Below are 23,229 nucleotides of genomic sequence, written 5' to 3'. Positions count from 1 at the left end.
CTACAATAAAATTAATTACTGGATAGTAATAAATTAAGATCAAAATAATAACTAGCACACCTTAATAAGTTAAAATAAGAAAACAAACAGGTTAAGCCATTATCTTTAGTCAATTATCGTTCTGATTATAATAAAAATAAAATATTGTGCGTCATACCTTAGTGTTTTAATTAACCGGTTACGTTGATGGGTAGTATTCATCGGTTCATGATAAAATTTTACCTGTCGAAGGCGTTAACATGAGATGTATTATCCTTGGTGCTATCCGAAGAGAATCGCCTGCCTGAACGAAGTTCAGATAATCACCGATCAGAATAATATGAGGTCTAAAGGAGGGTAAGTCATTGACCGTATAAGAGAGAGGTTTATTGGTGTGGAATCATCATCCCAAATTTATCGGGTAGGTTAATTCATCAACTGCCAAGATTATTTCAAACTTAGATTTATCGTTATGTCAGCTACAGGCAAAAAAATTGCGGTGACTGGCCAAAACCAGAACCGCAATGAATTAAATTAATGCAAGATTCTACGTCGCATCTATCACGATGTTATTTACGACGCCATATTGTCCCTTGTGGGCTATCTTCTAGCACAATACCCATTTCATTCAGGCGGTCACGAGCGGAATCCGCCAGCGCCCAATCTTTGCTACTACGGGCATCATTGCGCTGCTTGATCAATGCTTCAATTTCACTGACTTCATTATTATCGACATCGGTCTGCGCACTACTTTGCAGGAATTGTTCTGGATCTTGCGCTAATAATCCCAAAACATGCGCCAGTTTGCGTAGTTCTGCCGCCAGCCCATTCGCTGCCGCCATATCTTCCCCTTTCAGGCGGTTGACTTCGCGCGCCATATCGAACAGCACGGAATAGGCTTCCGGCGTGTTGAAATCGTCATCCATTGCCGCACGGAAACGGGCCTCAAACTCTTCACCACCGGCAGCAACCGCATTCGTATCCATCCCGCGCAGCGCAGTGTATAACCGTTCCAGAGAGGCCCGAGCCTGTTTGAGGTTTTCTTCGCTGTAGTTCAACTGGCTACGATAGTGACCCGACATCAGGAAATAACGCACGGTTTCAGCATCGTAATAAGCTAAAACATCGCGAATAGTGAAGAAGTTATTAAGCGACTTCGACATTTTTTCCTTATCGATCATTACCATACCAGAATGCATCCAGTAATTGACGTATGGGCCGTCATGGGCGCAGGTCGATTGGGCGATCTCGTTTTCATGATGCGGGAACATCAAATCAGAACCACCGCCGTGAATATCAAAATGTGCGCCCAATTGTTTACCGTTCATCGCCGAGCATTCAATGTGCCAACCAGGACGACCTGGCCCCCACGGAGATTCCCAACTTGGCTCACCTGGTTTGGACATTTTCCACAGTACAAAATCCATTGGATTGCGTTTCACATCGGCAATCTCTACCCGAGCCCCCGCCTGCAGTTGCTCCAGATCCTGACGAGAAAGCAAACCGTAATCCGGATCGCTGTCGACAGCAAACATCACATCACCGTTAGCAGCAACATAAGCGTGATCGCGTTCGATCAGGCGCTGCACCAACTGGATAATTTCGCTGATATGGTGCGTAGCATGGGGTTCCAGATCAGGGCGTTCCAAGTTCAACGCATCAAAATCCTTGTGCATCTCAGCCAACATACGGGATGTGAGTTGATCACAGGTTTCATTATTTTCTGCGGCACGCTTAATGATTTTGTCATCAACGTCGGTGACGTTACGCACATAAGTCAGCGAGTAGCCTGAATAACGCAAATAACGTGCTACAACATCGAAAGCAACAAAAGTACGCCCATGCCCAATGTGACACAGGTCATAGATGGTGATCCCGCACACGTACATGCCTACTTTCCCGGCATGGATAGGCTTGAATTCCTCTTTTTGACGACTCAGTGTATTAAATATTTTTAGCATCGGGACAGTCCGTGATTTTTGCTAGGCGCGTACGCGTATGAATAAAGAAAGTATAATAAGGATATTACCAATAAAAGAGCCATTAAATAACCCGCAGGTATATTGAAACGCGATCCTTGTTGCATTGCAAGGTCGAGCAACCAGTAAGACAATGAATAATAATGATTGCGGTAACCGCTCACACCAGAGGTAACTGTCGCCTGTTGCGCCCTGTACTCACTGGCAAGGTGCGAATACTGACTCAATCGGGGAGATGTGTTATAAAAGCCGTCTAAAGAGTAGCGACTCACTTTGTGATTCCACATATTACACTAGCAGGAATATTATTATGGTTACTTTTCATACTAATCATGGCGACATCGTCATCAATACGTTCGCTGACAAAGCGCCAGTTACCGTTGAAAACTTCCTGGATTACTGCCGTAAAGGTTTCTACGACAACACTATTTTTCACCGTGTTATCGACGGTTTCATGATTCAGGGCGGTGGTTTTGAACCTGGCATGAGCCAGAAAGAAACCGGCGCACAAATCAAGAACGAAGCCAACAATGGTCTGAAAAACACCCGCGGTACTCTGGCGATGGCTCGTACTAACGATCCACACTCTGCCACGGCACAGTTCTTTATTAACGTTGCCGATAACGATTTCCTGAACTTCCGTTCAGAGCGTGCAGATGGTTGGGGTTACTGCGTATTCGCGGAAGTGACTGATGGCATGGACGTGGTTGATAAAATCAAAAGCGTTGCAACCGGTCGTAGCGGCATGCATCAAGATGTGCCAAAAGAAGACGTGATCATCAAAAGCGTTACCATTAGCGAATAATTGCTTCGTAATGCGCACGCTTTTTATTGCAGATCTGCATCTTAGCGTTCAGGAACCGGCAATCACTGCCGGTTTTCTGTGTTTTTTACAACGTGAAGCCATTCATGCTGATGCGTTATATATTCTTGGTGATTTATTTGAAGCGTGGATTGGCGATGATGATCCGCAACCGCTTTATCGCGAAATTGCCAGCGCGCTGAAAACCGTCCAGGAACAAGGTGTTCCCTGCTATTTTATTCACGGTAATCGTGATTTTCTGGTTGGAAAACGCTTTGCGGCAGAAAGCGGTATGATCCTGCTGCCCGAACAACAGCGTCTTGACCTTTACGGCCACAAAATTCTTATTTTGCACGGCGACACGCTGTGCACTGATGATACCGACTATCAACATTTTCGTCGCCGAGTACATAACCCACTGATCCAATGGTTATTTCTGTCATTACCTCTTTCTCTGCGTTTGCGTATTGCGGCTTCTATGCGAAAAAGCAGTCAGCAGAATAATCAAGGTAAATCCAACGCTATCATGGATGTGAATAATCAAACCGTTATTGATACTTTCCAGCGTAGCCAAGTGGATTGGATGATTCACGGCCATACCCATCGTCCGGCGATCCATAGTATCAAACTGGCGGATAAAACCGCGTACCGTGCAGTATTAGGTGCCTGGCATGTTGATGGCTCAATGATCTGTGTTACTCCCGAGTCTGTCGAACTGATTCAATTCCCCTTTTAATCTTGCGCATTATCAAATCATAAAAAACCGCTATTTTGCGATAAAAACTGGCTACGCAACCGTTTTCCTCGCCTTTGCCTCATGATATGCTCTACGCCCTCTTCGCCAGACATAATTCGCTCTGGCCGATGTTTGCACAATCACAGGAGCCATAAACCCATGGGAGCCAACCTCGATTCGGCTATTGCAGCCGGGGTTAAAATCGCAATAGTTATGGGGTCTAAAAGTGACTGGGCCACCATGCAGTTCGCTGCTGACGTGCTCACCGAACTGGATATTCCTTTCCATTCAGAAGTGGTTTCCGCTCACCGTACGCCGGATAAATTATTCAGTTTTGCCGAGCAGGCAGAGGCTAATGGTCTGAATGTGATTATCGCCGGTGCCGGCGGTGCGGCACATCTTCCGGGTATGCTGGCTGCTAAAACATTGGTTCCGGTGTTGGGCGTTCCGGTGCAAAGTGCAGCTTTAAGCGGCGTAGATAGCTTGTATTCGATTGTGCAAATGCCGCGCGGTATTCCAGTGGGTACACTGGCGATTGGTAAAGCTGGAGCGGCCAACGCGGCTTTATTGGCGGCGCAAATTTTGGCACTCCACGATAAAGCACTGGCGGGTCGGTTAGCGGCCTGGCGTCAGAGCCAGACTGATGAAGTACTGAATAATCCCGATCCGCGGGAGGAAGCATGAAACCGGTTTGCGTGCTGGGTAATGGGCAGTTGGGTCGAATGCTACGTCAGGCCGGTGAGCCGTTGGGGATCACCGTCTACCCGGTGGGTTTGGATGCAGAACCAGAAGCCGTGCCTTATCAACACAGTGTGATTACTGCGGAAATTGAACGCTGGCCGGAAACCGCATTAACCCGCGAATTGGCCACCCATAATGCCTTCGTCAATCGTGATATTTTCCCGCGTCTGGCCGATCGCCTAACGCAAAAACAACTGCTGGATAGCCTGAATCTGGCAACTGCTCCGTGGCAATTACTCAGTAACACCGAACAATGGCCGCAGGTGTTTGATTTACTGGGCGAACTGGCGATCGTGAAACGTCGAATCGGCGGTTACGATGGTCGCGGTCAGTGGCGCCTGCGTCCCGGCGACCAACAGAGTTTACCAGTGGATGCCTACGGCGCATGTATTGTCGAGCAAGGTATCAATTTCTCCGGCGAAGTGTCTCTGATTGGCGCACGTAACCAGCAGGGTGAAACCGTATTCTATCCGCTGACTCATAATTTACACGAAGAGGGTATTCTGCGGATCAGTGCAGTACTGCCCCAGCCGGATACTCGGTTGCAGTCGCAGGCTGAAAAAATGTTATCCACTATTATGGATAAGCTGGATTATGTCGGCGTGATGGCGATGGAATGCTTTATCGTCGGCGATAATCTGCTCATTAACGAGCTGGCTCCTCGCGTGCATAACAGTGGTCACTGGACGCAAAATGGCGCGTCAATCAGCCAATTTGAACTGCATCTACGCGCCATCCTGGACTTACCTCTGCCGAAACCGGTGGTGAACACACCATCAGTCATGGTGAATTTAATCGGTACTGCGGTGAATCTGGCGTGGCTTTCACAGCCGCTAGTTCATCTGCATTGGTATGAAAAAGAAGTGCGCGATGGGCGTAAAGTCGGTCACCTTAACATCAATGATCCATCCAGTGAGCGGTTAACTCAGACCTTGACCGCATTGTCCGGATTATTGCCGGATGAATACCAAAGCGGTTTACGCTGGGCGCAGCAGAAACTGGGATAATTGATATCCAAGAGGGTATTTCCCCGCCCGAAATGAACTGTACATCGGATAAAAACAGCGGCCACCTGAATGCCGCTGTTTTATTGTTGATGCCGAGCCACCCAAGGTTGCCCTTGTATCAAGCTTCATAACTGCGGAATAACGCTTTCCCTCGCAACAGTCGTGCCCCTAGCCACCCGCCGCATAAAGATAGCAATAATGCGCCCAACAACGGCAACAACCACCACAAAATCCAGTTTGGCTGCCACGGAAAATCAAATACCAGACGCTGTAAAGCCCAAAGAGAAGCTTCGGCCCCCATCGCGGCGGCAATACCGGCCACCAGCCCCAGCAAGGCAAATTCGTACCATAACGTACTGCGTAGTAGACGTTTTCCGGCTCCTAAGGTGCGATAAACTACCAACTCTTGCCGCCGCTGGCGCATCCCCACCTGAACCTGTGCCAATAACAACAGAGAACCACAAACCATCACCAGCACCACCATCACTTCCAGCGCTCGACTCACTTGCTGTAATACCTGGCTAACCTGTTTGAGCATCGAACCAATATCCAACAAGCTCAAGGTCGGGAACTGTCGGTTAAGCCGCGTTAACCATGGATCGTCACCGTTATAACGGAAACTGGTGAGCCAAGTTTGCGGCTGTTTATCCAGTGCGCCTGGCGGAAAAATAAAGTAGAAGTTGGGCCGCAGGCTTTCCCAGTCAACCTTGCGAATACTACTGACCTTGGCTGAAAATGACTGAGTATCACCGCTAAAGGTTAAAGTATCGCCCAGCTTGATACCCAAACGGTCGGCAATCCCCTGCTCCATCGATACTTCATCCGCTTTCGGTGGCCACTGCCCATCGGTTAACTGATTGTGGGCTGGTAAGTCCTGCAACCAGGTTAGATTAAGTTCGCGATTGACCGCTTCACCACCGGGATCGTTTTCATGCACCCGTTCGGTCGCCTGTTGCTGATTTATTTCGGTTAGTCGTACCCGCACAATAGGATAGAAAGTGGTGGGCTCAATATTGTGCTGGCGGAGGAAAGTGCGAACCTGCGGCACTTGCTCCTTAGTCATATTGAGCAAAAAGTAATTCGGGCTGTCCGGCGGCAATTGCTGTTGCCAGCGATCCAATAAGTCACCACGCAAAACCAATAACAGCGACAGTAACATGAAAGAGAGTGAGAATGCCGCCAACTGGGTGAGTGTCATCCACGGTTGGCGCAATAGGCGGTTAATCGCCAGACGCAAAGGCAATCGCGTTACCGTCAGCCGGCGCAGCAACAGTAAACTGATCCAACCCATGCAACCCAGTAATATCGATAAAATCAGCAACCCGCCCAGAATCGCCCACAACAAGCTATTGCCGCCCATCAACAGCGCCAAAATTCCCACTACCGCGAGCAACATCAATGGAATAAAGTAGCGCAATGGCCAAACATTAGCGGCAACATCACGGCGCAACACCCGTAGCGGTTGAGTGGCCAACAATTGTCGATAAGGACGTAAACCCACCAGTAAAGAAATCAACACCAGCGAGCCGATAGACCACAACCACGGCCATAACCCAGCGCTGGGCAAGGCCGCAGGCAGTACCGGCGCAAGCAGCGTGATCAATAGTTTCTCAAACAATAACCCAACCGCGCTGCCACATACAGCGGCCAGAGCCAGTACCGACAGCCACTGCCCAACAATCAGTTTCCTTAACGCCACTTTCCCCGCACCCAGCGTTTTCAGCACCGCAACCAAGTCATAACGACTGCGGCAATAGTGACTCATCGCCACAGCCACTGCGGCGATAGAAAGCAACAACGTCAATAAGGCCGATAACAGTAAAAATTGCTGCGAACGCTGCAAAGATTTCCCTAACGTGCCACCCGATTCCTGTAAACCATACCAGCGTTGATCCGGCTGTAATTCGGGTTTGATCCGAGCGCCGAAACGCTGAATGCTATCCGGTGAACCGGCAAACATATAACGGTAAGTCAAACGGCTGCCTGGTTGGACGGCGCCAGTTTTTTCCACATCGGCTAGATTAATTAAAATGCGCGGAGCGGTTTGGAAAGGGTTAAAGCCGGAATCTGGTTCTTCAATAACCTCACCAATAATTCGCAGTGAGGCATCACCGACCTCCACAATATCGCCGACTTTAACGCCCAGCAGCGTCAGCAACCGGGGAGCCACCAGCGCGGTTCCCGGTTCCAGCCGGACATTTTCCGGCGTTGTTTTTAACGTGCCATACAGCGGATAGGCGCTATCCGTGGCTTTAACATCGGCCAGTTGTGGTCTATCGCCAGCATAAGTCATAGTCATAAAAGATAGCTGACGACTAAGCGTTAATCCTTGCTGCTGCGCATCCAATAACCAGCCTTCTGGCACCGGTCGAGAGGCACTCAGTACCCGGTCACCCGCCAAAAAATCGCGACTTTGCTGACTCAGGCCTTTTTCCATGCGATCGCTAATGCTACCCAGCGCCAGCACGCAGGCGACCGCTAGCGTCAGCGCCAGCCACACAATCAGCAGTGAAGGTGAGCGCCATTCGCGCCAAAACCAACGCCAAATCATACTTCCTCCCACAATTGACCGTCTCGCAGGCGTAAGCGTCGTTGGCAACGAGCAGCCAGTTGTTCATCATGAGTAACCAGAATCAGCGTGGTGTCATAATCCCGATTAAGAGAAAACAGCAAATCGGCAATGCGCTCACCGGTTTGGCGATCCAGATTTCCCGTTGGCTCATCAGCAAACAGCACCTGAGGGCGGCCGCTAAAGGCACGAGCTAACGCCACACGCTGTTGTTCGCCACCGGAAAGTTGCGCGGGAAGATGATGCAACCGCTCCCCCAGCCCCAATTGTTGCAATAATTCCGTGGCCTGCACTTTACTCTGGCGATCGTTTTCCCCGCGCAGCAACGCGGGTAACTGCACATTTTCCAAAGTGTTGAGCGTGGGTATCAGCATAAAAGACTGAAACACAAAACCGACATTTTTAGCCCGCAACTGCGCACGCCCTTCTTCATCCAGCGTAGTCAGTGATTGCCCCAGCAGGCTAACGTCGCCACTGCTACCATCATCCAGACCGGCCAGAATTCCCAATAAGGTGGATTTACCCGAACCAGACTCACCGATCAGGGCAATGGTCTGCGCGGGTTTGACAACCAGCTCGACTCCGGTAAGGATGGAGAGCTGATGCTCACCTTGACCAACGTGTTTACTAAGATGATGAACTTCAAGAACGTTTTCCGCTGGCATTTTCCCTTCCTTTTGTTGTTGGGATTATTCAGTCTGCGCGCAGTTGCAAATGATACCTTATTGATTCTGGGCGATAGTTTAAGCGCAGGTTACCGCTTACCGATGGCCGAAGCCTGGCCTACCCGTCTGGATAAGCAGTGGCAAACGTTGCCAGCTGCCCCCAAAGTAGTTAATGCCAGTATCAGCGGCGACACTGCAGCTCAGGGTCTGGCTCGTCTGCCCGCGTTGTTAAAACAACATCAACCGCGCTGGGTTTTGATCGAACTCGGCGCGAATGACGGCTTGCGCGGATTTCCAGCGCAAGACATTCAGCAAGACCTGCTAAAAATCATTAATCTGATTAAACAAGCCAATGCTCAACCGCTGTTAATGCAGATCCGCATTCCACCAAACTATGGTCGCCGTTATACTGAGTCCTTCACGGCGCTGTATCCCACGCTGGCAAAGCAGGCCGATATTCCGCTACTGCCTTTCTTTATGGAGCAGGTAGCCATCAAGCCAGAGTGGATGCAGGACGATGGTTTGCACCCTAATGGGGAAGCTCAGCCGTTCATTGCCGATTGGATGATGAAGCAATTGATGCCTTTCATCCAAAACACCGAATCCCAATAATGAAGTAATTTATTCATTCAGGATATCAGTGAGCTGATAATATCGTTTATTAGTAAACCACTAGTCTGTGCAAATAGATTCATTCAGTAGGTAAAGTTATGCAAAAAGCGGTTTTGATTACCGGTTGTTCCAGTGGAATTGGGTTGGTTGCGGCACAGGATCTAAGAAATCGCGGCTACCGGGTTTTAGCGGCCTGCCGGAAACCACAGGACGTCGAGAATATGGCCCAATTAGGGCTGGAAGGCATTGAACTGGATCTGGATGATAGCGCCAGCGTCGAACGTGCTGCTGCGCAAGTTATCGCCATGACCCACGGTCGGCTGTACGGCCTGTTTAATAACGGTGGGTTTGGCTTATATGGCCCATTGAATACCATTACACGTCAGCAAATGGAACAACAGTTTGCCACTAATGTATTTGGTACTCACCAGCTTACCCAGCTATTGCTTCCCGCCATGTTGCCGCACGGTGAAGGTCGGATCATTCAAACCAGTTCGGTCATGGGGCTAATTTCAACTCCAGGCCGTGGTGCCTACGCCGCCAGTAAATATGCCCTTGAAGCGTGGTCGGATGCCTTACGTATGGAATTACATGGCAGCGGTCTATTTGTCAGTCTGATTGAACCAGGCCCGATCAGCACCCATTTCACGCAAAATGTTAACCAATCACAAGCTGATAAGCCGGTGAATAATCCTGGCATTGCCAAACGCTTCACTCTGCCACCAGAGGCCATTTTGCCCAAATTACGTCACGCTTTGGAAGCGCCTCGCCCTAAACTGCGCTATCCCGTGACGGTAGTGGCACAGGTGATGACGATACTGCGCCGTATTCTGCCGGGTCGGGCGCTGGATAGCCTCCTGCGGGGCAATGCCTGATAACCGATAAACCGCGATAGAGGGTTGAAGCCAGTTATTCTGCCCCCATCTATCGCTAAAACGGATGAGAGATAAAAGCCATGCTAGCACCAACAGTTATTGATATTACCGAAGCCAACCTGCATCAGACATTAGAACAATCCATGACTCAACCGGTTCTGTTCTATTTCTGGTCTGAACGTAGCCAGCACTGTCTGCAACTGTCACCGGTTCTGGACAAGCTGGCCGCCGAATACGCCGGTCAGTTTATTCTGGCGAAGGTGGATTGTGATGCTCAACAAATGGTGGCATCACAGTTTGGTCTGCGTTCTATTCCTGCCGTTTATCTGTTTAAAGATGGTCAACCGGTTGACGGTTTTCAGGGACCGCAGCCGGAAGAAGTTATCCGCGAGTTATTACAACGCGTACTGCCAAAGCCGGAGGAGCTGAAAGCTGCCGAAGCAGCTCAACTCATTGCTGAAGGTCAATTACAGGATGCCTTGCCACTGCTGAAAGATGCTTGGCAATTAAGCCAATACAACAGCGAAATCGGTCTGAAACTGGCTGAAGTGCAGATACAACTGAATCGCAGCGATGATGCAGAAGCGGTACTGGCAACCATTCCGCTGCAAGATCAAGATACTGTCTATCAGGGTCTGATCGCTCAGATTGAACTGCTGAAACAGGCAGCAGATACGCCGGAAATCCAGCAGTTGCAGCAACAATTAACTGAGCAGCCTGAAAACGTCGAATTGGCGGTTCAGTTGGCATTGCAATTACATCAGGTCGGGCGTAATGAAGAAGCGCTGGAATTGCTAATGGGTCATTTGAAGCAAGATCTGGCTGCCGCTAACGGTAATGCACGCAAAATATTGATGGATATTCTGGCTGCACTGGGCACTGGCGATGCGTTAGCAGCCAAATACCGTCGCCAGTTGTATTCTTTGTTGTATTGATTAGCCTGATTAATGATCACCGCGCGGGAATTTTCCCGCGCACTTTCCAGCACTTACACCACTAAAATACCTCCTTACACGTATTTACCTCCCTTTAGTTAGTCTTTTAGCCAGTCGTCGCGTAATATTATGAAACAATATTCATTAACCGACAGGAAGTTAACTATGTTTACGGTTATCCCAATTATTATTGTCGTTGCGCTGGTTGTGGTGTTCTCCGCGATCAAGATTGTCCCACAAGGTTTCCAATGGACCGTCGAGCGCTTTGGCCGCTATACCAAAACCCTGATGCCAGGCCTGAACATTGTTGTCCCGTTCATGGATCGCATTGGCCGTAAAATCAATATGATGGAACAAGTCCTGGATATTCCTTCGCAGGAAATCATCTCCCGCGATAACGCCAACGTCGCTATTGACGCCGTCTGCTTTATTCAGGTTATTGATCCGGTCAAAGCAGCCTATGAAGTGAGCAACCTGGAACTGGCGATCGTTAACCTGACCATGACCAACTTCCGTACCGTGCTGGGTTCGATGGAACTGGATGAAATGTTGTCTCAGCGCGATAATATCAATAGTCGCCTGCTGCATATTGTTGATGAAGCGACCAATCCGTGGGGTATTAAAATCACTCGTATTGAAATCCGCGATGTGCGCCCACCAACTGAACTGATTTCTGCCATGAACGCCCAGATGAAAGCCGAGCGAACCAAGCGTGCTGATATTCTGGAAGCCGAAGGTGTACGTCAGGCTGCTATTTTACGCGCTGAAGGTGAGAAGCAATCACAGATTCTGAAAGCTGAAGGTGAGCGTCAATCCGCATTCCTGCAAGCGGAAGCCCGTGAACGTGGAGCCGAAGCCGAAGCGATGGCGACCAAAATGGTTTCTGAAGCTATTGCTGCCGGTGATATTCAGGCAATCAACTATTTCGTCGCACAAAAATACACCGAGGCACTGCAACACATTGGTTCTGCCAATAATAGCAAAGTGGTCATGATGCCATTGGATGCCAGCAGCCTGATGGGCGCAATTGGTGGGATCGCCGAACTGATTGGCGAGAGCAAAAACAGCCGAGGTAAATAACCATGCTGAAACAGATTGCAGCAAACCCAAATTGGTTTTGGCTATCACTCGGTGGTTTGCTATTAGCCGCCGAAATGTTGGGTGCCAGCGGTTATCTGTTATGGAGTGGTATTGCTGCCGTGCTGGTCGGTCTGTTGGTGTGGCTGCTGCCGCTCAGTTGGGAATGGCAAGGTGTGCTATTTGCCATTCTAACCGTGAGCGCCGCTATTCTGTGGTGGTATTGGTTGAGTCAGCGAATCAAGCCACAACCATCCATGCTCAATCAACGTGATCATCAAATGATCGGTCTGCGGGCAACCCTGACGGAACCGACATTAGACGGTTTTGGCCGGATGAGAATCGGCGACAGCAGCTGGCGTATTCACAGTGCCTATGAACTGAGCGTGGGAACTGAAGTCGAGGTGATCTCTGTTGAAGGTAACACCTTGAATGTCAGAGCAATAACTCGTTAATTAACCGCCCATCATGGCACTTTGCTGTTGATGGGCAGTTATCCTCTTATGATCCGCCCTTCTCTTCGCTGCTGCCACTTTCCTTACTCTGACAACATCCTGCCAAGTTATTAATGATCGGGCAGTCAGCACCGTCATCTCCAGGGCATTCAGCCGCCAGCGCCAATAATTTTAGACGCATCTGATTAAGCTCATGAATATGATTCTCGATTTCTGCTACCTTTTGCAGCGTTGCCGCTTTGACATCGGCACTGTGGCGGTCAGGGTTGTGGAACAAGGCCAATAATTCCCGGCACTCATCCAGCGTAAATCCCACCAGCCGTGCTTGGCGTAATAACGTCAACTCTTCTATGTGCCGCGCGTTATAACTCCGATAGCCGTTATCGGTACGAATCGGCGGAGTTACCAGCTTCTTTTCTTCATAAAAACGAATGGCTTTACTGGTCAGGCCGGTTTTTTTCGCCACATCACTGATGTTCATCTTTTCCCCCTTGACCTTACCCTTGCTGGAAGGTTTAACCTCTATAACTAGTTAAAATAGTGTTCTCAGTCAAATGAAATCCATCTTGTTGTCATTGAAAGACTGGCAGCGAGGTAAAGAGGTTAATACCGACTAAACTTATCCTCGCAGATAAAAGGATAAGTTCTTTACTCTTTAAGGAGTTAATCATGTCACATACTACGCTGCTTGCTTTACAGGGTTTAACCTGTATGAATTGCGCCGGACGGGTGCAAAAAGCGCTGGAAAATCGACCTGATGTAGAACAGGCACAGGTTAACCTTCACGGTGCCAAAATCACGGGCGACGCCGATATTCAGGCGTTGATTGAAACGGTAAAACAAGCAGGTTATCAGGCCGAATGGGTACAACAGCCGGACGTTGAACTACAACTTTCTGGTTTAAGCTGCATGCATTGCGTAGCCACTACCCGTAACGCGCTGGAAGCGGTTTCAGGTGTTATCGCCGCGGATGTCTCTACCGAAAGTGCCCAAGTATTCGGCCAGGTTGAACCGAAATTACTGATTGCCGCCGTAGAAAATGCAGGCTACCACGCCATATTGACCCCGGTAGCCCCTGCCCCAAAAACTGAGCCGCTGACACACGCTATGCACCTTCCGCCGGAATCTCTGGCAGCGGCCTCTTCTATTCCGGCAAATGAAACACCCGCGCCACAGATTGACTCCGACGATATCGACAATGTGCAATTACTGCTAACCGGTATGAGCTGTGCCAACTGCGTGTCTAAAGTACAGAAGGCGTTACAAGGCGTTGACGGTGTTCAAGTTGCACGAGTCAATTTAGCGGAACGCAGCGCACTGGTAACCGGTTCTGCCGATCATTCCGCCCTGATTAGCGCGGTAGAAAAAGCTGGTTATGGCGCTGAAATTATCGAAGACGAAGCCAAACGACGCGAACGCCAGCAGGAAATGGCACAGGCCAATATGAAGCGTTTCCAGTGGCAAGCCGCGCTGGGTTTGCTATTGGGTATCCCGCTGATGGCCTGGGGTCTGTTCGGTGGCAGTATGACGCTGACGCCGGAAACCCAAACGCCTTGGTTGGTGGTTGGGGTGCTGACGTTACTGGTGATGATTTTCGCTGGTGGACACTTTTATCGTAATGCTTGGGTCAGCCTAAAGAACGGCAGCTCCACTATGGACACGCTGGTAGCATTGGGGACTGGCGCCGCCTGGATCTACTCAATTACGGTCAATATCTGGCCTGATATCTTCCCGATGGAAGCTCGCCATCTTTACTACGAAGCTAGCGCCATGATCATTGGTTTGATCAATTTGGGCCACGCGATGGAACAACGCGCGCGACAACGCTCGTCCAACGCGCTAGAACGCTTGCTGGATCTGGCTCCACCGACAGCGAGAGTGGTCAAGGAAGACCGTGAAGAATTGATTCCGCTGGCTGAAGTGCAACTGGGCATGACACTGCGTTTGACCACCGGTGACCGTGTGCCGGTAGACGGCGAGATCCTATCAGGAGAAGTATGGATGGATGAGGCCATGCTGACCGGCGAGCCGATTCCACAACAAAAATCGGCTGGTGATATTGTCCATGCCGGAACGGCGGTGCAAGATGGTTCGGTACTGTTTAGGGCTAATGCCATTGGCAGCCAAACCACACTGGCCCGCATTATCAAGCTGGTGCGCCAAGCCCAAAGCAGTAAACCAGAAATAGGGCAGCTTGCCGACCGGATTTCTGCGGTCTTCGTCCCGACGGTCGTTGCCATTGCGGTGCTTGCCGGTGTTATCTGGTACTTCTTCGGTCCACAGCCACAGATGGTATATACCTTGGTGGTCGCGACCACGGTACTGATTATCGCCTGTCCTTGCGCTTTGGGATTGGCAACGCCAATGTCGATCATTTCTGGTGTCGGTCGCGCGGCTGAATTTGGCGTGCTGGTGCGGGATGCTGATGCGCTACAACAGGCTAGCAATCTGAATACGCTGGTGTTTGACAAGACCGGCACACTGACCGAAGGCCGTCCGCAAGTCGTGGCTATCCATACCTTTAACGGCGTTAGTGAACAGCAAGCGTTAAGCTGGGCTGCCGCACTGGAAACCGGCTCCAATCACCCTTTGGCTCAGGCGATCTTGCAACGAGCAAAAGGCTTACCACTGCCAACTGCCAGCCAGTTCCGAACATTACGCGGCTTGGGTGTCAGCGGTGAAGTGGATGGCACGCCATTGCTACTGGGTAATGCGCCGCTGCTTGAGCAGCAGAAAGTTGATATTCATGAATTGAAAACCCTAATGAAACAACAAGCTGAAAGTGGTGCAACACCGGTCATTCTGACGGCGAATGGCAAGGTGGCGGCGCTACTGTCTATCCGTGATCCACTGCGAAACGACAGCGTCAGTGCACTGCAACGCCTGCATCAACAAGGTTATAAACTGGTGATGTTGACCGGTGACAACCCGATTACCGCCCATGCCATTGCGAAAGAAGCGGGTATCGATCACGTCATTGCGGGTGTCTTGCCTGACGGCAAAGCCGCTGCAATTAAACAGTTACAGGCCGCAGGCAATAAAGTGGCAATGGTGGGTGATGGTATCAATGATGCCCCCGCACTGGCACAGGCTGATGTCGGGATTGCTATGGGTGGAGGCAGCGATATTGCCATAGAAACCGCCGCCATTACATTAATGCGCCACAGCTTGCACGGCGTTGCCGATGCAGTTGAGTTATCCAAAGCCACTTTGCGCAATATGAAACAGAACCTACTCGGAGCATTTTTCTATAACGCACTGGGTATTCCTATCGCTGCTGGGATTTTGTATCCCTTCACCGGAACCTTGCTAAGCCCGGTGGTCGCAGGGGCAGCAATGGCGCTGTCATCAATTACCGTAGTCAGTAATGCCAACCGTTTACTGCGTTTTAAGCCTAAACAGTAAACAAAGCGATAACCTAATGGCGCACAACACTTTCTTGTGCGCCATTTAGCGTTTAGCATGAAGTCAATGCTACTTCAGGGACGCACATCAATATGGGTCAACTTCTACGTCAACTCGCCACCTTTCTCGGCATTATCTCGCCACCATCCTACCCATATCCGGGTCTGGACCTCCAATTATCTGGCGAACGCTATTTTCATTTGGTTGGCAGTATTCATATGGGCACCGAAGGGATGTTTCCGTTACCGGATATACTGCTGGATCGCCTGATTAAAGCCGATGCATTGATCGTCGAAGCTGATATCACCGTCGCTAGCTCTCCGTTTGGGCAATACCCTGATGAAGCGCCGTTGATGGATCGTTTATCCGAACAATGTTATCAGCAATTTTTGCAGCGAAGCGAAGAACTAAAATGCGATCCTCTCGATCTGGCATCACTTCCTGCCTGGCAGATTGCCTTGATGCTTCAGGCGCGACAAGCGCAAAATCTGGGACTGCGAGGAGAGTACGGTATTGACTACCAATTGCTGAATGCTGCTAAGGCACAAAGCAAGAGTATTATTGAACTGGAAGGCGCTCAGATGCAGCTTTCTCTGCTGGAAAGTCTATCGGATAGCGGTATGACGCTGCTTGAAGATACGCTCGCCCATTGGCATACCAATGCACGAATGCTGCAAACCATGATCAGCTGGTGGCTAGAACGCCAACCCTGCGACCAGATCACCACACTGAGCACAACCTTCAGCAACGATTTATATGAAATATTAATGGTTAAACGCAATCAGCTGTGGAAAAAGCGGCTAGAGGCGCTGCCTGCCGGACGTTATGTGGTTGCCGTTGGTGCATTACATTTATATGGTGAAGGAAATTTACCGACATTAATGCGTTCCGCTCATTGATAAAAAAATGGCCAATATCTCTATTGGCCAGTCAAAGAGGAATTTTCATTGTTTTAGTTATTACGTAACAACTTAGCCTCCCTGATGGTCGACTCTGTTGCCAAGTTAGGGTAGCAACCTGTGGATCGAATAAGCAACTGGCATTCATTATTATTGAGGAATATCACGTCATAATTTTGATTCTATTGAATTAATTTTTTGCTTACTAAGCCATGTTAAGCCTAACATATTAAAATCATTAAAGATTCATCAAGAATATGAACCAACACAGTCAGTTTCATTCATTATTTATCGGACATAAATCATGACTCCTGCCGTTATTTTATTAGAAAAGCAAAAGGTGACTTTCACCCTTCATCCTTATGAACACGACAGTTCAGAAACCAATTTCGGCGATGAAGCGGTTAAAAAATTAGGGCTGGATGCTCAGCAAGTTTATAAAACATTGCTGGTTGCCTTAAATGGTGATGCAAAAAATTTAGCCGTGGCAGTCACCCCTGTGGCAACCCAGTTGGATTTGAAGAAAGTGGCACGCGCTTTGGGTGCCAAAAAGGTAGAAATGGCCGATCCTCAATTAGCCCAGCGTGTGACCGGTTATCTGGTTGGCGGTATCAGCCCACTTGGACAGAAAAAACGCCTACCTACAGTGATTGATCATCAGGCTTTGCAATACGATACGATGTTTGTTTCTGGCGGTAAGCGGGGTCTGGATATTGAACTGGCACCCGCCGAGTTGAGCCGCCTGCTCAATGGTATCTTCGCGGATATTGCCAAACGAGATTAATAATCTCTATCCACCCGTTATCACTTATCTGCGTTAAATAACGGGTAAAAATAGGCACGACGATAAAGAATCGTCATGCCTATAAACGAAAGAAAACGTCGATAACTCTACTTATAAACAATCTCGCCTTTCGGCTCATAGGCCGCAGCATCTAGCGGAGAATGTTTCTCAATAAATTGTTTCAATACTTCAGCATCGATAAAGCCAGTATTGACATAACTCGGCAAGGTATCAACTCGCGGGTAGCCATCACCACCCAATGCGTTGAAATTCAGCGTCGCCATACGGTAAGTTTTATTAGCCTCCAGCGGTTTACCCTGAATGTTAATAGCGCTCACTCCAGTACCATCAGCCACTAAACCGACGTTGGCAAACTGCGCATAAGCACCTGAATCCACTTTCTTATTCGCAACAACAGCCAAATACTTCTCAATTTCGCTACCTTTCATATCTACGTAAACCAGCGTATTACCGAACGGCTGCACTTTCAGCACATCTTTATAAGTAATATCACCAGCATCAATAGAATCACGAACGCCACCGCCGCTCATGACAGCAAAATCTGCCCCAGCGCGTTCCATTTGTGCCGCAAGTAATAACCGAGCCATATTAGTTTGCTGGAAACGCACTTTACTGCGGTCGCCTTCCAACTTGCCATTAACGCTGCCAACCTTAATTTCCAGTTGCGCTTTGCCTTTATCTTCAAACGGCGTCAGCAATTTCAGCATCGCCGGATTTTCAGCAATTTCCTCGGTATAAAATACGCGTTCGCTGGTACCGTCAGCTTTCTCGATTTTCTTCTTCAGATTAACTGGAATCAATTGGTAATTAGCCAACTTCAACTCTCCGTTACGGAATGTAAAGTCAGCCCGGCCTACGTATTTTCCCCACTCATGGGCTTGAACAATCCAAGTACCATTTTGGCGATCAGGCTCACAGGCCGTACCTGGCACATAATCTACCTGTTTATGATTTTCGCTCGACATACAAACCGGATCCTGTGAGTGACCACCCACAATCATATCCAGATAACCAGCAGGCAAGCTGCGAGCCATTTCTACATCACCCGGTGCATTTGAACCGTGGTTACCATTGTCATAATGGCCCATATGGGTGGCTGCAATAATAATGTCCGGTTTTTCATCCTGACGCAGTTTTTCAACAACCTGCTTGGCTTCAACCGCTGGCACACGAAACTCAATATCGGTGAAATATTCAGGATTGCCAATTTTAGCCGTATCATCGGTAGTTAAACCAATCACCGCAATTTTGATCCCTTGTTTATCAAACAAAGCATAAGGTTTAAATAAACGTTGCTGAGTGCTTTTCTGGTAAATATTGGCGGACAGCAATGGGAAAGTCGCCCATTTTTCCTGCTGACGCAGCACACTCAAGGGATTATCAAATTCATGGTTACCGATCGCCATAGCATCGTATCCCACTAAATTCATCCCGCGAAAATCAGGCTCTGCATCCTGTAAATCCGATTCGGGTACGCCAGTATTAATATCGCCGCCGGAGAGCAATAATAAACTGCCGCCCTTTGCTACCACTTGTTGGCGAATATTATCCACTAACGTTTTTTGCGCCGCCAAACCATATTCACCGTGATCGTTCTGCCAGAAATGCCCATGATGATCATTGGTATGTAGCACTGTAATATCGTAAGTTTTATCTTTTTCCCAGGCGCTAGCCCATCCTGGGGCAAAGGCCAATGTTACGGCCAATGCACATGCTGTGGTATTTAATGAAAAACGCATGGCAAATCTCCATGTAATCGCCAAAAGCGGATCAAGTAAAAGTCTGTCTGATAAATACAGATCCGGTGATAATTCAAGATTGCAGTGAGAATCAAGGTGATACCTCGATGTAGTTTGCATTGTAACCTGATTAACCACACCAAAATTTCACATTTTTGCGATACCTGTCAAATAATGTCAGATAGAGTAAAGATCATATGATTCCATCGCTGATTCTGGCGATTTATCCTTATTCACCGGCCAGATTCAGTCTGAGTGTCCCCAAAATAGGTTTAATCGCACTGATATATCAGCCGGCAGCCTCCGCCTTGACACCACGGATCGATTTTTATACTGATAGGCAGCACTGGCGGATGTGACCAACATAAATCTGGTTTAGCCAATCTGCGAATTTTTACCACTACCGAGCACATTTTCATCCTTACCGCCAAATATTGATAATAAGTAGCAACAATCAATGATTAAAAATAGAGTAGATAGAATAAAATCAAGATCTAACATAATGGTTTTGTTGCATATAAAATCAATATAACCATAAAATAATCACTTCAATCAATTAACATGAAAATAGACGAATTTATTGAGAGAAAATGATTTTTTATCGCGCAAAGTTCACACAAATACCATAAACTGATGCTATTACTGTCAATTAACACTGCCCGAATAACAAGAAGGAGTCTGGATGCATCACTCAACACCCTTGATTACCACGATTGTAGGAGGCCTCGTTCTCGCCTTCCTCTTGGGTACACTGGCACACCGCTTGCGCATATCCCCATTGGTTGGGTATCTTGCCGCAGGGGTGTTAGCCGGGCCTTTCACGCCAGGTTTTGTCGCCGACACCTCGTTAGCGCCGGAGCTGGCTGAAATCGGTATCATTCTGTTAATGTTTGGTGTTGGGCTACATTTTTCTCTTAAAGACCTCCTCGCAGTAAAATCCATTGCTATTCCCGGCGCTATCGCGCAAATCGCGGTGGCGACGCTATTGGGTATCGGGCTCTCAAGCCTACTCGGTTGGGATTGGGTCACGGGGCTGGTCTTCGGCCTTTGCCTATCCACCGCCAGTACCGTGGTTCTGCTACGCGCACTGGAAGAAAGACAGTTGATTGACAGCCAGCGTGGTCAAATCGCTATTGGCTGGCTGATCGTCGAAGATCTGGCTATGGTACTGGCGCTGGTTCTACTGCCTGCATTCGCCGGTGTTATCGGGAGTGAAAACATCAGCTTGAGCCAGCTGTTCACTGAATTGGCCATAACCATCGGTAAAGTGATTGCCTTTATTACTCTGATGATTGTTGTTGGCCGCCGCCTGGTGCCGTGGATACTGGCTAAAACAGCCAGTACCGGCTCCAGAGAACTATTTACCCTGGCAGTGCTGGTGCTGGCTCTCGGCATTGCTTACGGTGCTGTAGGGCTGTTTGACGTTTCCTTCGCACTAGGCGCATTTTTTGCCGGTATGGTATTGAATGAATCTGAACTCAGCCACCGTGCTGCACAAGATACCTTGCCACTACGAGATGCTTTTGCCGTACTGTTCTTTGTTTCCGTCGGCATGCTGTTCGATCCGATGATTTTGATACGCGAACCTCTAGCGGTGATCGCTTCACTGGCTATCATTATTTTCGGAAAATCTGCCGCAGCCTTCCTATTGGTGCGGATGTTTGGACACTCAAAACGCACAGCATTGACCATTTCGGTCAGTTTGGCGCAAATCGGTGAGTTTGCCTTTATTTTAGCCGGTTTAGGTATTTCATTAGGGTTGATGTCAGAACATGGTCGTAACCTGGTATTGGCCAGCGCTATATTATCAATAATGCTAAATCCGCTACTGTTTAGCCTATTGGATCGCTATCTGATTAAAACTGAAACCATCGAAGATCAAATACTTGAAGAAGCGGTAGAAGAAGAAAAACAGATCCCAGTGAATTTGTGCAACCATGCTGTATTGGTGGGCTATGGCAGAGTCGGTAGTTTGCTAGGCGCTAAGCTCCATACGGCAGGTGTACCGGTGGTGGTCATTGAGAACGCCAGAACCCGGGTTACCGCATTACGCGAACAAGGTATCCATGCCGTGTTAGGTAATGCGGCCAATGTAGAAATCATGTCGCTGGCTCGTCTGGATTGCGCCCGCTGGCTGCTGCTGACCATTCCCAATGGTTATGAGGCTGGAGAAATCGTCGCTTCGGCGCGAGAAAAACGTCCTGATATTAAGATTATTGCCAGAGCGCATTATGACGATGAAGTGATCTATATTTCGGATCGTGGTGCCGATCAGGTGGTTATGGGCGAGCGTGAGATCGCCAACAGTATGCTTAATATACTAAAAGTCGATACATTAACTGAAGAAGACAAGCAGGTAGTTTACCCAAGCTAAAATAACGTGCTAACAAAGACAAAGGCCAGCAAAATTGCAGGCCTTTTGTCGATATGGTTTTCACTCACTGCGCGCAGATTAACGTTCCCAGTAAGACTCTTCCAAGCTATCTTCCCGCTCCGGTAAACCGCGTGTCAAACGGGGAGAATGCTGATTAAGCACCTGATAACTTACGCGGTTGGCATATTTGCAGACCTGAGCCAACGATGAATAACTAAGATAACTGCGAACATGCTTACTGGAGTTAGGAACATTATTACGATGATAGCCATTAGCAGCAATATCATGTAATACAGCAGACAATGCGCCATCCCCTGCTCCATTAGTATTCATTATTTTCTCAGGGCCACCCATATAAGGCGCAATGTGGGAATAAATCTTAAATGGATTTTCACAATGCTGCTTCCTCATTGCGCGGCTAAATTCATAACGATTAAATTCAGCAATGGTTCCCGGTAGTAAAGGATGCTGAGTCTGACGCTTACCCGCCTCCTCGGTATAACCCGCCATATACAGGCCACTAGGCCCCGCAGTACACAAAACCAGATCAACCCAGTCCAGTGCCATATCTGCCGCCATCAGCGGATCACTTAATCCGGTCAATTCCAGTGCTTCATCTTCATTCATTGCCAGAATAGAAACGTGCTCATCCAAAAAGTCGCGCCACCATTGGGGATTATCTGCAATAACATATTTTGTTCCTAACGTCAGTACGACAGGAACCTGATGTTTCTTGGCATAGATAATTGCCTGCATCGTCGCTTCTGGCATCGGCTCACCGGGCTTGCAACGCACCAGATAAGCAGTAAGAACCAGTGCAGATGCACCAGATAAGCAGTAAGAACCAGTGCAGATGCACCAGCAATCACCGCTTCCGGAATACTTTCCGGGCGTAACTTATTCATTTGCCCAGGACTGATCGCGAAAGTACGTTCGCCATTTTCCGTTATCAAGGTAAAACAACGACCAATTGCACCATCAACCGCTTGCAAGTAATTCAGATCAGTACGACTTGAGGTATTACACAGATAGCGGTAGGCGTAGCTGCCAATTTTGATATTGCTGCACATGGTGCCTAACAAAACCGATCTATCATCAGCCAAAACTGAATAGTTGTGTAATGTATTACCAATAGTCCCGCCAGCAAACTCATGAGTAATCAAACCGTTATCGGTTAACTCCTGATACAGGGCTTCGGCAACATCATCTTCAATGACGAGAGAATGCCCTTGGCTTAACCCGTAGCGCTGAATAAACCCTTCATCGACTTTAGCTTCAATATCAACCAAGGTTTGATCGATACCCACGATATAAGAAGTGCTTACTTCATTCTCGGTTTGTACTTGCGTTTGCTGCAACAGTGGATCGCGAGCATTGACCGGGAAATAGTGTTTGGACTTACGTTTACCAGGAAATTTCATGGTTTTGATCGGCAGTGTGAAGATGAAAAGGACGGGAATTTTAGCATAAGGGAAGACTATAAGTATAATCGGCTAATATTAGTGCGGAGATAACGACCCGTACAAAAACCAATATCGCTGGATCGTCGGTTCATACCTTGATTTATAAAAAAAT

18 protein-coding genes and 1 pseudogene are annotated in these 23,229 nt (G+C 48.5%); 13 read left to right on the top strand and 6 right to left on the bottom strand.

All coding sequences use genetic code 11. The features are described from left to right. Window positions 1-548: 548 nt before the first annotated feature. The gene (gene cysS, locus DJ39_RS07710) at window positions 549-1,940 is read right to left on the bottom strand and encodes a cysteine--tRNA ligase (protein WP_004718836.1); all 1,392 of its coding nucleotides are present in this window, start codon (window positions 1,938-1,940) and stop codon (window positions 549-551) included. Between the two features lie 328 nt (window positions 1,941-2,268). On the opposite strand from cysS, the gene ppiB reads away from it, so the two are divergent. From ppiB to purK, 4 genes are all read left to right on the top strand, one after another. Further along, window positions 2,269-2,763, top strand: coding sequence for a peptidylprolyl isomerase B (ppiB, locus tag DJ39_RS07705; RefSeq protein WP_004718833.1), 495 nt, complete (start codon window positions 2,269-2,271; stop codon window positions 2,761-2,763). Window positions 2,764-2,773: 10 nt separating this feature from the next. After that, the gene (locus DJ39_RS07700; RefSeq protein WP_004718831.1) at window positions 2,774-3,496 is read left to right on the top strand and encodes a UDP-2,3-diacylglucosamine diphosphatase; all 723 of its coding nucleotides are present in this window, start codon (window positions 2,774-2,776) and stop codon (window positions 3,494-3,496) included. Between the two features lie 159 nt (window positions 3,497-3,655). Next, window positions 3,656-4,180 carry a 5-(carboxyamino)imidazole ribonucleotide mutase gene (gene purE / locus DJ39_RS07695; protein WP_004718827.1) on the top strand — a complete coding sequence of 175 codons (525 nt, stop codon included), beginning with the start codon at window positions 3,656-3,658 and terminating at the stop codon, window positions 4,178-4,180. After that, window positions 4,177-5,244: a 5-(carboxyamino)imidazole ribonucleotide synthase gene (purK, locus tag DJ39_RS07690; protein WP_038251282.1), complete on the top strand. Its 1,068-nt coding sequence runs from the start codon at window positions 4,177-4,179 to the stop codon at window positions 5,242-5,244. The genes purE and purK overlap by 4 nt, the downstream gene beginning before the upstream one ends. A gap of 118 nt (window positions 5,245-5,362) precedes the next feature. On the opposite strand, the gene ybbP is transcribed toward purK, so the two are convergent. Both ybbP and ybbA read right to left on the bottom strand, forming a co-directional pair. Then, on the bottom strand, window positions 5,363-7,795 hold the full coding sequence (gene ybbP, locus DJ39_RS07685) for a putative ABC transporter permease subunit YbbP (RefSeq protein WP_038243772.1): 2,433 nt from the start codon (window positions 7,793-7,795) through the stop codon (window positions 5,363-5,365). After that, window positions 7,792-8,478: a putative ABC transporter ATP-binding protein YbbA gene (gene ybbA / locus DJ39_RS07680; protein ID WP_004718820.1), complete on the bottom strand. Its 687-nt coding sequence runs from the start codon at window positions 8,476-8,478 to the stop codon at window positions 7,792-7,794. Before ybbA ends, ybbP begins: the two co-directional genes overlap by 4 nt. On the opposite strand from ybbA, the gene tesA reads away from it, so the two are divergent. From tesA to DJ39_RS07655, 5 genes are all read left to right on the top strand, one after another. Then, a complete protein-coding gene (gene tesA / locus DJ39_RS07675; RefSeq protein ID WP_038243768.1) occupies window positions 8,449-9,090 on the top strand; it encodes a multifunctional acyl-CoA thioesterase I/protease I/lysophospholipase L1 in 642 nt (213 codons plus the stop codon). The genes ybbA and tesA overlap by 30 nt on opposite strands. 98 nt (window positions 9,091-9,188) lie before the next feature. Then, window positions 9,189-9,965: an SDR family oxidoreductase gene (locus tag DJ39_RS07670; RefSeq protein ID WP_004718813.1), complete on the top strand. Its 777-nt coding sequence runs from the start codon at window positions 9,189-9,191 to the stop codon at window positions 9,963-9,965. An 80-nt stretch (window positions 9,966-10,045) separates the two neighbouring features. Continuing rightward, window positions 10,046-10,900: a thioredoxin family protein gene (locus DJ39_RS07665; protein ID WP_004718811.1), complete on the top strand. Its 855-nt coding sequence runs from the start codon at window positions 10,046-10,048 to the stop codon at window positions 10,898-10,900. 165 nt (window positions 10,901-11,065) lie between these two features. Further along, complete coding sequence (locus DJ39_RS07660) at window positions 11,066-11,980, top strand: SPFH domain-containing protein (protein WP_004718809.1); 915 nt, start codon at window positions 11,066-11,068, stop codon at window positions 11,978-11,980. A 2-nt stretch (window positions 11,981-11,982) separates the two neighbouring features. Further along, the gene (locus tag DJ39_RS07655) at window positions 11,983-12,432 is read left to right on the top strand and encodes an NfeD family protein (RefSeq protein ID WP_004718808.1); all 450 of its coding nucleotides are present in this window, start codon (window positions 11,983-11,985) and stop codon (window positions 12,430-12,432) included. A gap of 46 nt (window positions 12,433-12,478) precedes the next feature. Here DJ39_RS07655 and cueR read toward each other — a convergent pair whose 3' ends face one another. Continuing rightward, complete coding sequence (cueR, locus tag DJ39_RS07650; protein WP_004718805.1) at window positions 12,479-12,913, bottom strand: Cu(I)-responsive transcriptional regulator; 435 nt, start codon at window positions 12,911-12,913, stop codon at window positions 12,479-12,481. A 188-nt stretch (window positions 12,914-13,101) separates the two neighbouring features. On the opposite strand from cueR, the gene copA reads away from it, so the two are divergent. From copA to ybaK, 3 genes are all read left to right on the top strand, one after another. Further along, the gene (copA, locus tag DJ39_RS07645; protein WP_004718802.1) at window positions 13,102-15,837 is read left to right on the top strand and encodes a copper-exporting P-type ATPase CopA; all 2,736 of its coding nucleotides are present in this window, start codon (window positions 13,102-13,104) and stop codon (window positions 15,835-15,837) included. A gap of 92 nt (window positions 15,838-15,929) precedes the next feature. Continuing rightward, window positions 15,930-16,736, top strand: a complete 807-nt coding sequence (locus DJ39_RS07640; protein WP_004718800.1) for a TraB/GumN family protein — start codon at window positions 15,930-15,932, stop codon at window positions 16,734-16,736. Window positions 16,737-17,040: 304 nt separating this feature from the next. Continuing rightward, entirely contained in the window at window positions 17,041-17,520 is a 480-nt protein-coding gene (gene ybaK / locus DJ39_RS07635) for a Cys-tRNA(Pro)/Cys-tRNA(Cys) deacylase YbaK (protein ID WP_004718798.1), read from the top strand. A 107-nt stretch (window positions 17,521-17,627) separates the two neighbouring features. Here ybaK and ushA read toward each other — a convergent pair whose 3' ends face one another. Further along, on the bottom strand, window positions 17,628-19,280 hold the full coding sequence (gene ushA / locus DJ39_RS07630) for a bifunctional UDP-sugar hydrolase/5'-nucleotidase UshA (protein WP_004718796.1): 1,653 nt from the start codon (window positions 19,278-19,280) through the stop codon (window positions 17,628-17,630). 682 nt (window positions 19,281-19,962) lie between these two features. Here ushA and ybaL point away from each other — a divergent pair. Beyond that, the gene (gene ybaL / locus DJ39_RS07625; protein ID WP_038243756.1) at window positions 19,963-21,654 is read left to right on the top strand and encodes a YbaL family putative K(+) efflux transporter; all 1,692 of its coding nucleotides are present in this window, start codon (window positions 19,963-19,965) and stop codon (window positions 21,652-21,654) included. 78 nt (window positions 21,655-21,732) lie between these two features. Here ybaL and DJ39_RS07620 read toward each other — a convergent pair. After that, window positions 21,733-23,075: pseudogene (locus tag DJ39_RS07620) on the bottom strand (inosine/guanosine kinase). Window positions 23,076-23,229: the final 154 nt, after the last annotated feature.

This window comes from Yersinia ruckeri ATCC 29473 (genome assembly GCF_000754815.1).
GTDB lineage: Bacteria > Pseudomonadota > Gammaproteobacteria > Enterobacterales > Enterobacteriaceae > Yersinia > Yersinia ruckeri.
This window is presented reverse-complemented; position numbering and strand designations above follow the sequence as displayed.